This is a genomic window from Falsiphaeobacter marinintestinus (assembly GCF_007923355.1).
Taxonomy (GTDB): Bacteria; Pseudomonadota; Alphaproteobacteria; order Rhodobacterales; family Rhodobacteraceae; genus Phaeobacter_A; species Phaeobacter_A marinintestinus.
Genome location: NZ_VOGO01000004.1, coordinates 85,200 through 101,269 on the forward strand (window position 1 = coordinate 85,200; position 16,070 = coordinate 101,269).

General features: G+C 59.5%; 13 protein-coding genes. 11 read left to right on the forward strand and 2 right to left on the reverse strand.

The window, feature by feature from the left end; translation table 11 throughout:
* Window positions 1-4 precede the first annotated feature (4 nt).
* The 3 genes from FOY56_RS10200 to FOY56_RS10210 all read left to right on the forward strand — a co-directional run bounded on the left by FOY56_RS10200 (window position 5) and on the right by FOY56_RS10210 (window position 1,980).
* Entirely contained in the window at window positions 5-454 is a 450-nt protein-coding gene (locus tag FOY56_RS10200; protein WP_146345744.1) for a YtoQ family protein, read from the forward strand.
* 191 nt (window positions 455-645) lie between these two features.
* On the forward strand, window positions 646-1,071 hold the full coding sequence (gene mscL, locus FOY56_RS10205) for a large conductance mechanosensitive channel protein MscL (protein WP_146345745.1): 426 nt from the start codon (window positions 646-648) through the stop codon (window positions 1,069-1,071).
* A gap of 102 nt (window positions 1,072-1,173) precedes the next feature.
* Window positions 1,174-1,980 carry a mechanosensitive ion channel family protein gene (locus tag FOY56_RS10210; protein WP_146345746.1) on the forward strand — a complete coding sequence of 269 codons (807 nt, stop codon included), beginning with the start codon at window positions 1,174-1,176 and terminating at the stop codon, window positions 1,978-1,980.
* Window positions 1,981-2,183: 203 nt separating this feature from the next.
* Here the strand turns inward: FOY56_RS10210 and ald are convergent, their stop codons facing one another.
* A complete protein-coding gene (gene ald, locus FOY56_RS10215; protein ID WP_146345747.1) occupies window positions 2,184-3,302 on the reverse strand; it encodes an alanine dehydrogenase in 1,119 nt (372 codons plus the stop codon).
* A 139-nt stretch (window positions 3,303-3,441) separates the two neighbouring features.
* Here ald and FOY56_RS10220 point away from each other — a divergent pair, with 139 nt between their 5' ends.
* From FOY56_RS10220 to FOY56_RS10235, 4 genes are all read left to right on the forward strand, one after another.
* Complete coding sequence (locus FOY56_RS10220) at window positions 3,442-3,900, forward strand: Lrp/AsnC family transcriptional regulator (RefSeq protein ID WP_146345748.1); 459 nt, start codon at window positions 3,442-3,444, stop codon at window positions 3,898-3,900.
* Window positions 3,901-4,026: 126 nt separating this feature from the next.
* On the forward strand, window positions 4,027-5,613 hold the full coding sequence (locus FOY56_RS10225) for a GMC family oxidoreductase (RefSeq protein ID WP_146345749.1): 1,587 nt from the start codon (window positions 4,027-4,029) through the stop codon (window positions 5,611-5,613).
* A gap of 123 nt (window positions 5,614-5,736) precedes the next feature.
* Complete coding sequence (gene ppk2 / locus FOY56_RS10230) at window positions 5,737-6,627, forward strand: polyphosphate kinase 2 (RefSeq protein WP_146346022.1); 891 nt, start codon at window positions 5,737-5,739, stop codon at window positions 6,625-6,627.
* A 143-nt stretch (window positions 6,628-6,770) separates the two neighbouring features.
* Window positions 6,771-8,321 (forward strand): arylsulfatase, encoded by a 1,551-nt coding sequence (locus FOY56_RS10235; protein ID WP_146345750.1) that lies wholly within the window; start codon window positions 6,771-6,773, stop codon window positions 8,319-8,321.
* Between the two features lie 66 nt (window positions 8,322-8,387).
* Here FOY56_RS10235 and FOY56_RS10240 read toward each other — a convergent pair whose 3' ends face one another.
* Window positions 8,388-9,479, reverse strand: coding sequence for a CAP domain-containing protein (locus tag FOY56_RS10240; protein WP_146345751.1), 1,092 nt, complete (start codon window positions 9,477-9,479; stop codon window positions 8,388-8,390).
* Window positions 9,480-9,768: 289 nt separating this feature from the next.
* On the opposite strand from FOY56_RS10240, the gene FOY56_RS10245 reads away from it, so the two are divergent.
* The 4 genes from FOY56_RS10245 (at window position 9,769) to FOY56_RS10260 (ending at window position 15,986) form a co-directional block, all read left to right on the forward strand.
* Window positions 9,769-10,932: a cytochrome P450 gene (locus tag FOY56_RS10245; RefSeq protein WP_146345752.1), complete on the forward strand. Its 1,164-nt coding sequence runs from the start codon at window positions 9,769-9,771 to the stop codon at window positions 10,930-10,932.
* Between the two features lie 131 nt (window positions 10,933-11,063).
* Window positions 11,064-12,308: a membrane dipeptidase gene (locus FOY56_RS10250; RefSeq protein ID WP_146345753.1), complete on the forward strand. Its 1,245-nt coding sequence runs from the start codon at window positions 11,064-11,066 to the stop codon at window positions 12,306-12,308.
* Window positions 12,309-12,511: 203 nt separating this feature from the next.
* Entirely contained in the window at window positions 12,512-14,020 is a 1,509-nt protein-coding gene (locus tag FOY56_RS10255; protein ID WP_146345754.1) for a trimethylamine methyltransferase family protein, read from the forward strand.
* A gap of 232 nt (window positions 14,021-14,252) precedes the next feature.
* Complete coding sequence (locus tag FOY56_RS10260; protein WP_146345755.1) at window positions 14,253-15,986, forward strand: ABC transporter substrate-binding protein; 1,734 nt, start codon at window positions 14,253-14,255, stop codon at window positions 15,984-15,986.
* Window positions 15,987-16,070: the final 84 nt, after the last annotated feature.

The following is a 16,070-nucleotide window of genomic DNA, read 5'->3' on the forward strand; positions in this document are numbered from 1 at the left end:
CACCATGACTCTGAACGTCTATCTGTCCGGGGAAATCCACACCGACTGGCGCGACCAGATCATCGAGGGGGCCAAAGGCCTTGACGTGGCATTTTCTAGCCCGGTCACCGATCACGCGGCCAGCGACGATTGCGGCGTGACGATACTGGGCGGCGAAGACAACAAGTTCTGGCACGATCACAAGGGCGCCAAGCTGAACGCGATCCGCACCCGCAAGGGGATCGAAGACGCGGATGTCGTGGTGATCCGCTTTGGCGACAAGTACAAACAGTGGAATGCCGCCTTTGATGCGGGCTATGCCGCTGCTTTGGGCAAGTCTCTGATTGTGCTGAATCCTCCAGAACATCAGCATGCCCTGAAAGAGGTTCACGCCGCCGCATTGGCCGTTGCCGAACAGCCCGCACAGGTGGTCGAGATGCTGCGCTATGTCCTGACCGGCACATTGCCAGGCTGATCAGTGCAACGCTGATCCTGACGCCGCCACCCGTCTCAACCAGAACGACACCCCCTGCGATTCGTATCGCGGAGTAGGGGAGCGTGGCGATGTTTTTCCCCTCGGTTTGCCTGCAGAAATGAGGCAATAGGTCTCACGAAGCACAAAATGTGGGCAGACGAACTGCTCCACCGGCTGAAGGGGACAACAGTATGCTCAAAGAATTCAAAGACTTCATCGCCAAGGGCAATGTCATGGACATGGCCGTCGGTATCATCATCGGCGCAGCCTTTACCGCGATCGTCGGATCGCTGGTCGCTGACCTGATCAACCCGATCATCAGCCTGTTTCTGGGCGGCATCGATTTTGCCGGTCAGTACGTTCTGCTGGGCGCTGGTGAATACGCGTCGATCGGCGAAGCCGAAGAAGCAGGTGCCGCCGTGTTCGCATGGGGCCGCTTCATCATGGCCATCATCAACTTCCTCATTATCGCCTTCGTTGTCTTCCTTCTGGTGAAGGCCGTCAACAAGGCCAAGGCGGCCACAGAAGCCCCGAAAGAAGAAGCCCCCGCAGAGCCAGCCGGCCCTTCGGAGCTTGATCTGCTCACGGAAATTCGCGACGCGCTGAAGAAAGCGTAATAATAAAAAGACCACTCACGCGAATGGGAAAGGGCTTGCTTCGGCAGGCCCTTTTTCTTTAATCGGCCCGATAATGTTGAGGTTTGGTTCAGGAGAGTACCGATGGAAGATATGATGGAACAACTGGGCACTTTTGCGCCCTTGATCTTCAGCGCGGCCAAGGCGCTGGTGGTTCTGATTGTGGGCTGGATGGCTGCCGGGATCGTGTCGCGTACCGTGCGCAGACGGGTCAATGCCACGCCGCGGATTGATCCGACGCTGGGCAATTTCTTTGCCAGCATGGTCAAGTGGGCGATCCTTGCGATTGTGCTTGTCGCGGTTATGGGAATCTTCGGGATCCCGGCAACGTCGCTGGTGGCGATCCTGGGCGCGGCCTCGCTGGCCATCGGCCTTGCACTGCAGGGCACGCTCAGCGATCTGTCCGCAGGTGTGATGCTGATCATTTTCCGCCCCTACAAACTGGGCCAGTTCGTCGACATCGGCGGGACTGCGGGAACGGTCAAGGATATCTCGATGTTCACCACCGAACTGGCGACTCCCGACAATGTGCAGATCATCGTCCCCAACGGTCAGGCATGGGGCACCGTCATCACCAACTATTCGGCACATGACACCCGTCGCGTTGATCTGGTGTTTGGCATCGACTATGGCGACAGCTCGGATGCCGCCATGCAGGTGATCATGGATCTGGCAAGTGCAGATGAACGCGTTCTGGGCGATCCGGCCCCGTGGATCCGGGTGACCAATCTGGGCGACAGCTCGGTCGATATCACCGCTCGTCTGTGGTGTCAGGCAGCGGATTACTGGGATCTGAAGTTCGATCTGACCAAACAGGTCAAGGAAGCTTTCGATACCAAAGGGATTTCGATCCCTTATCCGCATACGGTCGAAATCCACAAAACCGCCTGATTTTTGACGACGGGCCGCTCCCGCCCGTCGTTGCGGCATCAAGATGCCGCGGCCTTCGGTTGGGCCGGGCGCCGCGCTTACGCGCGGCGCGGGTGTGATTAAAAGGACCGTTTCGGCTGGCGAAACCGCACCGCGCGGGACGCGCGGTGCCTGGCCCAACGCCTGTCGGCCCCGCAAGCGGCTGTACAAGGGGGCGGGAGGGTTTAGCCTTTGACGATGACAGACGGGGACACCACGTCGATGCCCAGCGCCTTGCCGACGGCGTAATAGGTCAACTGCCCGGCATGGACGTTCAGACCGGCCAGCAAGTGCGGATCGTCCTGGCAGGCCTGTCGCCAGCCCTTGTCCGCCAGGGCCATCAGAAACGGCATCGTGGCATTGCCAAGCGCGATGGTCGACGTGCGCGCCACAGCGCCAGGCATGTTGGCGACACAGTAATGCATGACCCCGTCGACCTCATAGATCGGGTCCTCATGAGTTGTTGCGCGCGAGGTCTCAAAGCATCCGCCCTGGTCGATCGCGACGTCGACGATCGCCGCACCCGGTTTCATCGTCGACAGTTGCGCCCGGCTGACCAGCTTGGGCGCTGCAGCCCCGGGGATCAGCACGGCCCCGACCACCAGATCGGCCATTGCGACTTCTTCCGCCGTGCTTCCGACGCTCGCGAATTTGGTTTTGAACAGCCCTGAAAACGCATCGTCCAGATAGCGCATGCGGGGCAGGGAGCGGTCGAGAACGGTCACATCAGCGCCCATTCCGGCCGCCACGCGGGCGGCATGGGTGCCGACCACGCCGCCGCCGATCACAACCACCCGGGCCGGGCCGACACCAGGCACGCCGCCCAAAAGCACACCGCGTCCACCGTTGGCCTTTTGCAGGGTCCAGGCGCCGACTTGTGGGGCCAGCTTGCCCGCCACCTCGGACATTGGTGCCAGAAGTGGCAGGCCTCCGTTGGCATCGGTCACAGTTTCATACGCTATGGCGGTGCAGCCGCTTGCCAGCAAGTCGCGGGTCTGATCGGGATCGGGGGCAAGATGCAGATAGGTGAACAGCAGTTGCCCTTCGCGCAGCCGCTTGCGTTCGCTGGCCTGGGGTTCTTTCACCTTCACGATCATGTCGGCGGTGGCGAACACCTCTTCTGCCGTATCGGCGATCATCGCACCCATCGCGACATAGTCGGCGTCCGCAAAGCCCGCCCCGACGCCTGCGCTGGTTTCGATCACGACGTCATGGCCCCGCGACACGGCTTCGGCCGCCGCATGGGGCGTCATGCCGACGCGAAATTCCTGTGGTTTGATTTCCTTAGGACATCCGATTTTCATGTCCGTTCTCCCTGTTTGTAAATTGCCCATATTTTGGGCGAAGCTGTGTGAAATTATTCATCGAACTTGCCTCTTCCGGCTGGGAGTGGTTCGAATGGTCTTCGAAGAACTGTTCTGTTTACGCAAAGGATGTGCGCGAATGACACTGGACGCAACTGATCGGCGGATTCTCGGGGCGCTTCAGATCCGGGGGCGGATGTCGAATGCGGATCTGTCGGAAAAGGTGAACCTGTCACCCTCGGCCTGCCATCGCCGGGTGCAGCGGCTTGAGGCGGATGGCTATATCAAAGACTATGTTGCACTATTGGATGCGCGCAAACTTGGCGTGCCCACCACCGTTTTTGTCGAGATTACATTGCAGGCTCAGGCCGATGACGTGCTTGAGGCGTTCGAAACGGCGGTCAAGCGCATCCCGGATGTGCTGGAGTGTCATCTGATGGCCGGCAAGGCTGATTACATTCTGAAGGTGGTGGCCGAAAGCACCGAGGATTTCGCCCGCATCCACCGCCAGTATCTGGCGCGCTTGCCGGGCGTGGCGCAGATGCAGTCCAGCTTTGCGTTGCGCACCGTTTTCAAGACCACGGCCTTGCCGGTTTGAACGGGAGGGGGGCTCTGCCCCCGCACCTGCGGTGCTCCCCCGGGATATTTGGAGCAAGAGGAAATGGGCAGGTCGGTTGCGGTTGCCGGCGTTGTGGGAAATTCTGAGGTCGACAGAGGAGTGGGCATGAACTGGGATTACATCATTGTCGGGGCGGGCAGTGCGGGCTGTGTGGTGGCCAAGCGGCTGAGCGAAGCCGGTCATCGCGTGTTGCTTCTGGAGGCGGGCGGCAAGGATAATTATCACTGGGTCCATATCCCCATCGGGTATCTGTATTGCATCGATAATCCACGCACGGACTGGCAGTTCCGCACGGCTGAAGAGGCCGGGCTGAACGGGCGGTCGCTGTTGTATCCGCGTGGCAAGGTTCTGGGCGGGTGCAGTTCGATCAACGGGATGCTGTATCTGCGCGGGCAGGCGGCGGATTATGATGGCTGGCGGCAGATGGGCAATCCTGGCTGGGGCTGGGACGACGTGATGCCGTATTTCCTGAAATCCGAAGACTATGTCGATGGCCCGTCCGACATGCACAGCGTGGGTGGCGAATGGCGGGTTGAGAACCAGCGTCTGCATTGGGACGTGCTGGATCACTGGATGGACGCGGCGGCGGCCTGGGGGCTGCCGAAGGTCACCGATTTCAACACCGGGTCCAACGAAGGTGTGGGGTATTTCAAGGTGAACCAGCGCGGTGGCTGGCGGATGAACACCGCCAAGGCGTTCCTGCGCACCACCACCGGTGACACGCTGAAGGTTGAAACCGGGGCACAGACCGAGCGGCTGGTGACCAAAGACGGGCGTGTGACCGGCGTCGTTTATCGCCAGAACGGCGTTGAAAAAACGGCCTATGCGAAGGGGGAGGTGATCCTGTCGGCCGGTGCCATTGGCAGCCCTCAGATCCTGCAACTTTCGGGTTTTGGCCCGGGGGCCTTGTTGCAGGACTTGGGTCTGCCGGTAGAAAACGACATGGCGCAGGTTGGCGCCAATCTGCAGGACCATCTGCAACTGCGCTGCGCCTGGCGGCTGGAGGGGGCGACAACGCTGAACACCCTGTCATCGACCTTGTGGGGGAAAGCCAAGATCGGGCTGGAATACGCGTTGAAACGGTCGGGCCCGATGTCGATGTCGCCCAGCCAGCTGGGGGCGTTTGCCCGCTCGCGCCCTGATCTGGCGACTCCGGATCTGGAATATCATGTTCAGCCGCTGTCGCTGGAGGCGTTTGGGCAACCCTTGCATGACTTTGATGCGATTACCGCCAGCGTCTGCAATCTGCGCCCCGAAAGTCGGGGCACGGTTCAGATCACCTCGCCCGACCCGAAGGCCGCGCCGCGCATCGCGCCGAATTACCTGTCGACCGAAGGCGACCGGCAAGTGGCGGCCGATGCGATCCGTCAGGCCCGCGCGATCATGCAGCAATCTCCGATGCAGCGATACAGCCCGCAAGAGATCATGCCGGGCACTGCGTCGGATGACACCGATGATCTGATCCGCGCAGCCGGCGATATCGGCACGACGATCTTTCACCCGGTCGCCACGGTGCGGATGGGGGCCGATGACGCCGCACCGGTCGATTCACGCCTGCGGCTGCGCGGCGCGTCCGGCCTGCGCGTGGTGGACGCCAGCGTTATGCCCGCTATAACAAGTGGGAACACCAACGCGCCGACGATCATGATTGCCGAAAAGGCCAGTGCCATGATTTTGCAGGACTCGCGTTAGAGTCTGACACAGATCATTTACAAAGACGGGCTAGGCCGGAAAAATACCTTCCGGCATGGCTGTCCCGACATTTTTTTTGGAACAAGGAGCGGATTTTTGACCGACAACACCCTCGATAACGCAATGGATTGGCTGGAAGCCGAACTGCAGGATACATTCGACGAAGATATCGAGATCGAATTTGCCGAGCCGATGCTGTCGCTGGAAATCCGCAAGATTTATCGCGATCAGCATCCCGATATGCTGGATCGCAAGACCTATTTCCGCAACCTTCTGCGGCTGCAGGCCGAACTGATCAAGGTTCAGGACTGGGTGCAGGAAACCGGTGCCAAGGTCTGTATCCTGTTCGAAGGTCGCGACAGCGCTGGCAAAGGGGGCGTGATCAAACGGATCACCCAGCGCCTGAACCCGCGTGTCGCCCGTGTTGTCGCCCTGCCAGCGCCCAGCCGGCGCGAACAAAGTCAGTGGTATTTCCAGCGCTATGTGCCGCACCTGCCTGCGGCGGGTGAAATCGTCTTGTTTGACCGGTCGTGGTACAACCGCGCCGGGGTTGAACGGGTGATGGGGTTTGCGTCAGATGATCAGGTCGAACAGTTCATGCAGGATGTTCCCGAATTTGAGCGTATGCTGGTCCGGTCCGGCATTATCCTGCTCAAATACTGGTTCTCGATCACCGATGAAGAACAGCAGATGCGGTTCCTGATGCGCATCCACGACCCGATGAAGCAGTGGAAACTGTCTCCGATGGATCTGGAATCCCGCATCCGGTGGGAGGATTACACCAAGGCCAAGGAAGACATGTTTGCCCGCACCAACATCCCCGAAGCGCCGTGGTATGTGGTTGAAGGCAATGATAAAAAGCGCGAGCGCCTGAACTGTATGGAGCACCTGCTGACCAAGATCCCGTATTCCGACGTGGAAAGCGAAAAGGTCAATTTGCCCGAGCGCAAGTACAACCCCGAATATGAACGTCAGGTGCTGCCGGACGAATTGTACGTGCCGAAAATCTATTGATCGACACGGCAGGGGGGCGAGACCTTCTTGCGGATCGGTATTGCCCTAAGGGGCAATTGATCGGTTTGCCCTCTTGGGTCAGACTGGACCAAGAGCAGGCACATCCATGCGCCATGCCGTTTTCGTTTCAAAGGGAGGATTTCATGTTTCAACTTACAAGGGCCGTGCGACGCGCGGCTGGCTTGGCTCTTTCGGTCGGGCTGTTAAGCGCTTCGGCTGCATATGCCCAAGACAAGCCGATGAACTACCTCATGATCTGGGGCGATGATATCGGATATTGGAATGTCAGTGCCTATAATCAGGGCATGATGGGCTATGAAACACCCAACATCGACCGGATCGCCAAAGATGGCATGATCTTTACCCATGCGTATGGCGAACAATCCTGTACGGCAGGGCGGGCCTCGTTTGTCACCGGCCAATCCGGGTTTCGTACCGGCCTGCTGAAAGTCGGTCTGCCGGGCGCCAAGGAAGGCATGTCGGAAAAAGACCCGACCATTGCCGAATACATGAAATCCAAAGGCTATATGACCGGCCAGTTCGGCAAGAACCACTTGGGCGACCTAGACGAACATTTGCCGACCAACCATGGTTTTGACGAGTTTTTTGGCAACCTTTACCATCTGAACGCTGAAGAAGAGCCGGAAAACGCGGATTATCCCAAGGACCCCGAATTTCGCGAAAGGTTTGGCCCCCGCGGCGTGATCAAAGCGTCGGCTGACGGATCGATTGAAGACACCGGACCGCTGACGAAAAAGCGGATGGAAACCATCGACGAAGAAGTGACCGCCGGTGCGCTGGACTTCATGGATCGAGCCGCAGAACAGGATAAACCCTTCTTTCTGTGGTACAACACCACCCGAATGCACGTCTGGACCCACCTCAAAGAGGAAAGCGAAGGCGTGACCGGGTTGGGCATTTACCCCGATGGCATGGTCGAACATGATGGTATGGTCGGCGAACTTCTCGACAAACTCGAAGAGCTGGGCATCGCCGACAACACTGTCATCATGTATTCCACGGACAACGGTGCCGAGGTCTTTACCTGGCCGGATGGCGGCACCACGCCGTTCCGGGGCGAGAAAAACGACAACTGGGAAGGCAGCTATCGCGTTCCATTGATCGTCAAATGGCCCGGCGTCATCGAACCCGGATCACGGTCGCGCGACATCATCAGTCATCTCGACTGGTTCCCCACCCTGATGGCCGCCAATGGTGATCCCGACATGAAAGAGCGGATGCTGATCGAAGCCCCGTTTGGTGAAGGCAACGAACCGGTGCATCTTGACGGCTACAACTTCCTGCCGCGCTGGAAGGGCGAGGTCGACGAAGGTCCGCGCCGCGAATTCTTCTATTTCTCGGACGGCGGCAATCTGATGAACCTGCGGTATAACCGGTGGAAAATCGTGTTTGCCGAACAGCGTGCGCACGGGATCAACGTGTGGCAGGATCCGCTGACAGTTCTGAGACTTCCGAAGATATTTGACCTGTTCTCCGATCCGTTTGAGCTCGCCGATCATGAATCGATCAGTTACGGAAAATGGCGCTTTGAACGGCTGTTCCTGCTGGTTCCTGCGCAGGCCTTTGTGGGAGAGTTCCTGGCCACCTTCAAGGACTACCCGCCACGTCAGAAACCGGGCAGTTTCTCGATCGATCAGGTTCTGGACAAGCTGCAGACCAATCAGGGCGGCTAAGCTGTCTGAGCGAAAAACAACTGCGGGCGGCCGATGATCCTGGCCGCCCGTTTTGCTGACATAGGATCAGAACAGAAAATCGCTTTCGGACAGGGTCAACAGGTTTGCGTTTTCAACCGTCATCAGGTTGCCCGCCCCGTCATCGATGATCATGTCCGATCCGGATTGTGACATGTGGTTGGCCACCAGATCGCCGTAATCCACGATCCTTGCGCTTGATCCTAGATCAATCCTGTCCCCGGTTTCGAAATCCGTGATGCGCTGGCTGCCCCGGGTAAACACAAACGTATCCGCGCCGTCGCCGCCCGTTAAAACGTTCGCCCCAGCACCGCCATTCAGCACATCATTCCCGGTGCCGCCCGACAGGGTATCATCCCCGTTCTGGCCCCAGATCCGGTCATTGCCACCGCCGCCCTCCAGCCGATCGTTCCCGGCGCCTCCGCGGATCGTATCGCTTCCCGCCCCACCGTTGCCGGTATCGGCCCCCGCCCCGCCCAACAGCCGGTCGTTGCCACCATGGCCGAACAGGTCGTCATCTCCCGTGCCGCCCACCAGGATACTGACCATGTCAGACCCTTCCAGCGTGTCGTTTCCATCCAGACCCGACACACGCCCGGCCACGCCGTCCGCCATGACCAGCCAGTCATCCCCAACGGTGCCGCTCGCGCCCGCCTGGACGATCTGAGGCTGCCCTGCGATCACATCCAGATCGACTGGGGCCGAGGTCCGCGCGAAATTCTGCGTCACAATGATCGCGTTCCAGCCGTCGAAATTGCCGATTTCGATGCCGATCCCGATGACTGTGACGTCCGGGTTCAGGATGTTTGCGCGATGGCCCGAACTGTTCATAAGGCTGGTGTGCAGGTCGATGACGTCATCGCTCAGCCCCGGCGCGCCCCGCACCGATTGCCAGGCGATGTTTTCGGCCCAGGTCCAGCTGCCGGAAAACACGAACCCCGCATCGATCATACGATCCCCTGCAGACGATCCGCCGGACCCGGTATGTGAAAAGATGTCGACCGCCAGCATCCATGTGCTGTGATCTTCGGCCGAAGCGTTCAGTCGCAATTCCAGCTGAACCGGGTCCAACCCCCGCGTTGCGCGTTCGGCGTTGATAAGGTCCAGCATTTGGCGTTCAAGGTCGTCTGCCTGTGACATGTCGTGTCTCCTGCTTGGCCGGTTTTATGATCCAGCATTCTGAACATTCGATTAACCCTTGCAGCACACTGGTGGACACAGGTGTCAGCACAGTGACCGCTTTTCGGCAGGATCAGGCCAGATCCGCGCGCCCGCATGCGCGGACCTTTGCGCGGCCCGCCTGCGTGGACCAGATCGGCGGGTTTTCGCGGCCCTCAACTCCAAAAGGGCAGGGCGCCAAAACTCCGCACGTGTTGACAGCCCCTGTTCAATTTCCGAACGTTCCAAGGCACGCCAAAGGAGCCAGCCCATGTCCGACGCCCCGGCCTATGACATCGATCCTGCGACCTTCTGGGCCGATCCCTATCCCGATCTCAAACGGATGCGCGCCGACACCCCGATCTGTTTCGTTCCGCAACTGGGCGCGACCCTGATCACCCGGCGCGACGCGATTTTCGACAACGAGAAAAAGACCGATGTGTTCTCGTCCGATCAGCCCGACGGCCTGATGACCGTGCTGATGGGGCAAAACATGATGCGCAAGGATGGCGACGCCCATATGGCCGAGCGCAAGGCGATCTTTCCCACCGTGTCCCCAAAGACTGTGAATCGGGTCTGGACCGATCAGTTCCGCGCCGCCACCGCCAAAATCCTCGATGACCTTGCGCCCAAGGGGGCCTGCGATCTGGTAAGCGATTATGCCATGCCGGTTTCTGCCGAGGCACTGAAGGCGATGACCGGCCTGACCAACATGACCGCGCATGAAATGAACCGCGTCAGTCAGGGCATGATCGACGGCTGTGCCAACTATGCCGGTGACCCTGCTGTGACCGCCAATTGCCATGACTGCACCGCGTCGATCGATCGCCACATCGACGCGATGATCCCGGTTGTCGATGCTGCCCCCGATCATTCGCTTTTGTCCGTTCAACGCCGCGCCGGTCTGCCGGACGATCAGGTGCGCGCCAATATCAAGCTGGCGATCTCGGGTGGTCAGAACGAACCGCGTGACGCCATCGCCGGGGCCGTCTGGGCCTTGCTGACCCATCCCGACCAACTTGCCCAAACCCGCAACGCCACCTACACATGGCTGCAGGCGTTCGAAGAATACGCCCGATGGATGTCGCCCATCGGCATGTCGCCGCGCCGCGTGGCGAAACCCCATAAGGTCGACACGGTCACCTTTGCCCCCGAAGACCGCGTGTTCCTGATGTTCGGCTCGGGTAACCGCGACGAGGCTGTCTTTACCAACCCCGATGCCTTCGACATGAGCCAGAACTGCAGCGCCGCGATCTCGTTCGGCGCCGGCCCGCATTTCTGCGCCGGGGCCTGGGCCTCCAAGGCCCTGATCGGAGACGTCGCCCTGCCCATGCTGTTTGATCGCATCCCCGACCTGCAACTTGACGGAGACACGCCTTTCGGCGGTTGGGCGTTTCGAGGACCGTTGACTATGCCCGTGCGGTGGGCAAACTGAGATCACGACCCAACAGCCGAAGATCGTCGGTAATCAGGCAACCCGCATTCGGGTTCGCCCTGCTTTCCGGGGGCCTGCAAAAAAGAAGCGCATAGCCTGAACAGGCAGCGCCACAGGGGGAAGACGTTTTCATGATACGACACATTATGTCCGCCGCCGCGCTGACCATCGGGCTGGCAACGGCATCCGTCGCAAGCGAAAACAGCAAGACGTGGGATGCCTCGGACAAGGCAAAACAATTCGTCCAAGACACCATTGTGATCGGCATGTTGGCCAGCCCCTATGGCACCGGATGGACCGAATACAGTCAGCTGCACGACTATTTCCAGCGCGCGCGGGACGCGGGCGTGACCGGCCATGAGATGACGTTGGGCGCCGCCGACATGTCGTTCGAAACGCTGCTGGAACAGCACTATCATTTCCGGGCGGCGATGGCGGAACAGCCTGAAAACTACCAGATCGTAAACCACACCCGCGACATCGAAGCCGCGCATCTTCATGGCAAAACGGCCGTGCTTTGGAACAGTCAGACCGCCACGATCCTGAATGGCGATCTGAAGAAGATGGCGACGCTCAAGGACATGGGCATCAAGAGCATGATCCTGGCCTATAATGATATTTTCCGTACCGGATCGGGTCAGCTGGCCGCCTATAACGGGCGCGACATTGGCCTGACACCCTGGGGCAAATCGGTGATCGACGAACTGGTTCGCTTTGGCATTCTTCTTGACCTCAGCCACACCGGGTCAAAAACTGCGAACGACGCCATGGAATACATGGAAGAGACCTATCCCGGGGTTCCATTTGTCTACACACATTCCGTCCCGGCCGGTCTGTACAAGAACGAACCAAACGCCACGCCGCGCGGCTGTTATCGCGCGATCCCGGATGACGAGGCCCTGCGCGCCGCCAAGTCTGGTGGATATGTGTCACCAACCTTTACCGAATGGATGATGGACGGGATCTGGCCCGATGACATCTCGCCCAAACAGGCCGCCGACATGATTGATTATTACGTCAAGCTGGTTGGCGTCGATCACGTCGGCATCGCAACGGATGATATGTTCACTGAAGATCTCGTGGTCGAATTCGCCACGGCCAATGCCGACATGTACGACGATGGAGGCTATATGATTGATGCCTTCAACAAAGGCGCGACCGGTAGCGGTGAACTGGCCAAGATTCTTGCCGCCATCACCGACGATCTCTGGGCGCGTGGGTATACGGACGAAGACCTGGCCAAGATTTATGGGGGCAACAAGATGCGCGTCTTTTCACAGGTTTGGGAAGGCATCCCACCCGAAAAATTCGCGCGGGATTATCCCGAACGGTTGCGCATGCGCGAAGAACTGAAGACGTTCTTCTATTCAAGATAGCGTTGTGTCTGAGCGCAGTTTGGGCACGCCTTGGCGCCAGCGGCGGCTTTGGGCTTTATGTTGCGATACTGACGTGTGAGGGTCGCTGTGCGGATTAAACCATCCGGATGCAATTGGCCGATCCAAAGCACAGCGCGGATCGCACGCAAGGGGATTTACGCTTTGGGACCATTGGCGCGTCACGCAATCATAGGGCTTGCAACATGACACGACGCGGCGGTGGCCGACTGGCGCGACATGCGCAACGTGCCGCGAAACCAAGCTTTGATCCCTGTCCCCCGGGTCAAATAGGCGGGGCCTACAAACCGCTTTCTGACCCCGATCTGCACAGCATTTTCGACACGGCCCTCAGGCTCTTGTCCGAATTGGGCATGGGCGAAGTGCCCAGCCGGCTGCAAAGCGACCTGCTGGCCGCCGGCGCGCAGGACGGCGGCAATGGCAGGCTGACCTTTCCCCGCCCCCTTGTCGAAGACGCGATTTCCCAAGCGGCCCAGACGTTCATCTTGCATGGCCGTGATGAAGCCCGCTCGATCAAGGTGGGCGGAAACCGGGTTTATTTCGGGACAGGCGGCGCGGCGGTTCAGACCCTCGATCTGGACACGGGCACATATCGTCCCTCAACGCTGGCCGACCTGCATGATTTCACGCGGCTTCAGGACACGCTCGCCAATGTCAGTTGGTACACCCGGTGCTGCGTGGCCACGGACGTGTCTGACAATTTCGATCTGGACGTCAACACGGCCTATGCGCTGTTGCGCAATACGACCAAGCCGACGGCCACATCCTTCACATTGGCAGAAAACATCGACCCAATCGTCAAGATGCTGGATATCGCAGCGGGCGGAGAGGGCGCGTTTTCAAAACGCCCGTTCATGAAGGCGCACATCAGCCCGGTCATTTCGCCCATGCGCTACGGCGAAGATGCGGTGGACGTGGTCTATCAATGTATCAAACACAACATCCCGATATCGTGCATTACCGCCGCTCAGGCAGGCGCCACCGCCCCGGCAACGATGGCCGGTTTTCTCGCGCAGTCTTTGGCCGAAACGCTTGCCAGCCTGGTGATGGTACATGCGATCAGGCCCGGGTATCCGATGGTCTTTTCCAATTGGCCGCTGGTGGTCGATCTGCGCACCGGCGCTTTTGCAGGTGGCAGCGGGGAAGGCGCTGTGTTGAACGCTGCATCGGCACAATTGTCGAACTGGCTGAACCTGCCGTCCGGCGTCGCCTGCTCGATGACCGATGCCAAGGCCATTGATGCGCAATACGGTGTCGAAAAAGGCATCAGCTCACTGGCGGCGGCTTTGGCGGGCGGCAATCTGATTTACGAAAGCTCAGGCATGATGGCGTCGTTGCTGGGCGCCAGTTTCGAGGCCTTTGTGCTGGACGACGAAATGCACTCAAACACCTATCGCGCGTTGCGCGGGATCGAAGTGTCCGAAGAAAACCTTGGGTTTGACGCCATCACCGAGGCGGTTTTGGGGGCCGGTCATTTCCTGGGCGGAGACCACACCATTGCGGCGATGGAGCGGGATTATTTTTACCCGTCACTGGCCGACAGATCCGAGCCGCGGACCTGGGCCGAAGACGGGGCCAAGGATGCCTGGACAGTGGCCCGGGCGCGCGCGCAAGAGATCCTGAAAACCCATCATCCAGAATACCTTACACCCGAACAAGACGCCGCAATCAGACAGCAGTTTCGCATTTTTTGACAGGTTGTTGCGCTGCTCTGAAACAGTCCAAATCCAATAACGCAGGCCCGCACAGAAATCGATCAGGGGCCACCACCAAGACACGCGTCATCGCAATATGCTGTTTGCCAGCTCATCCTGTCAGCCTCCCATATGTCTACTAAAAATTTAGTTTGACAGCCCGGCGAGACTCCGAATAGCGTTAAGAAAGCTGGCGAAATCCGGCTCACTTATATCTTTGGGAGGAGACACGATGCGTAAGTATCTGCTCTCCGCGACTGCGGCTGCGGCCGTCATCGCGGGGTCTGGGACTGCTTTTGCCGATTCAGCGGCAGCCCAGAAATGGATTGATCAGGAATTCCAGCCATCGACGCTGTCGAAAAGCGATCAGATGGCCGAGATGGAGTGGTTCATCAATGCCGCTCAGCCCTATGCGGGCATGGAAATCAACGTCCTGTCCGAGGGCATTCCGACCCACGGATATGAAAGCGAAGTGCTGACCAAAGCCTTCGAAGAAATCACCGGCATCAAGGTCAACCACCAGATCCTCGGCGAGGGCGAAGTGGTGCAGGCCGTGCAGACCCAGATGCAGACCCAGCGGAACCTCTATGACGGCTACGTCAATGACTCCGATCTGATCGGCACGCACTCGCGCCTGCAGCTGGCCTATAACCTGACCGAACAGATGGGCGGCGAATGGGCGGCGACCACGTCACCAACGCTTGATCTGGACGACTTCATGGGCATCCAGTTCACCACGGGCCCCGATGGCAACCTGTATCAGCTGCCCGACCAGCAGTTCGCCAACCTCTACTGGTTCCGCAAGGACTGGTTCGACGATGCTGACAACAAGGCCGCGTTCAAGGCCAAGTACGGCTATGAGCTGGGCGTGCCGGTCAACTGGTCGGCTTACGAAGACATCGCCGATTTCTTCTCGAATGATGTCAAAGAAGTCGACGGTGTCCGCATCTATGGCCACATGGACTATGGCAAACGCGCGCCCGATCTGGGTTGGCGGATGACCGATGCGTGGCTGTCGATGGCGGGCACCGGGTCCAAGGGTGAACCCAACGGCGTACCGATCGACGAATGGGGCATCCGCATGGAGGCTGGCTCGTGTAATCCGGCAGGCGCATCCGTGTCACGCGGTGGCGCGGCCAACGGTCCGGCGGCGGTCTATGCGATCCGCAAATGGGATGAATGGCTGCGCAGCTATGCACCTCCCGGTGCGGCAAGCTATGACTTCTATCAGTCGCTGCCAGCCCTGGCGCAAGGCAACGTGGCCCAGCAGATCTTCTGGTACACCGCCTTTACCGCCGACATGGTCAAACCACAGTCCGAAGGCAACAACACGGTGGATGCCGATGGTAACCTTCTGTGGCGGATGGCCCCGTCACCGCATGGCCCCTATTGGGAAGAAGGCCAGAAAGTCGGCTATCAGGACGTGGGCTCTTGGACCTTCCTTAAATCCACTCCGACAGACCGCGCTCAGGCCGCCTGGCTGTATGCGCAGTTCGTGACGTCGAAAACGGTTGATGTGAAGAAATCCCATGTGGGTCTCACCTTCACCCGCGATTCGACCGTGAACCACGAAAGCTTCTCGGAACGCGCGCCCAAACTGGGGGGTCTGGTCGAGTTTTATCGTTCGCCTGACCGCGTGGCATGGTCGCCGACCGGCATCAACGTGCCGGACTATCCGAAGCTGGCCCAGATCTGGTGGCAGCAGATTGGCGACGTGAACTCGGGTGCGTTCACCCCACAGCAGGCGATGGATCGTCTGGCCGGGGAAATGGACATCACCATGGCCCGGATGCAGGCCGCTGACGAAGCCGCCGGTGTCTATGGTGGCTGTGGTCCGCGTCTGAACCCGGAAAAAGACGCCTCGGAATGGCTCGGCAAAGGTGGAGCCAAGGCGAAACTGGATAACGAAAAGCCTCAGGGCGAGACCGTCAACTATGACGATCTGGTCGCGCGCTGGAACCAGTAGTATCCCACCGGCCCCCTGTTTCTCTTTGTGGGGGGCCAACCTCAGGCCGAAGCTTTCCTGGGCTTCGGCCACTTTCTACCCGGG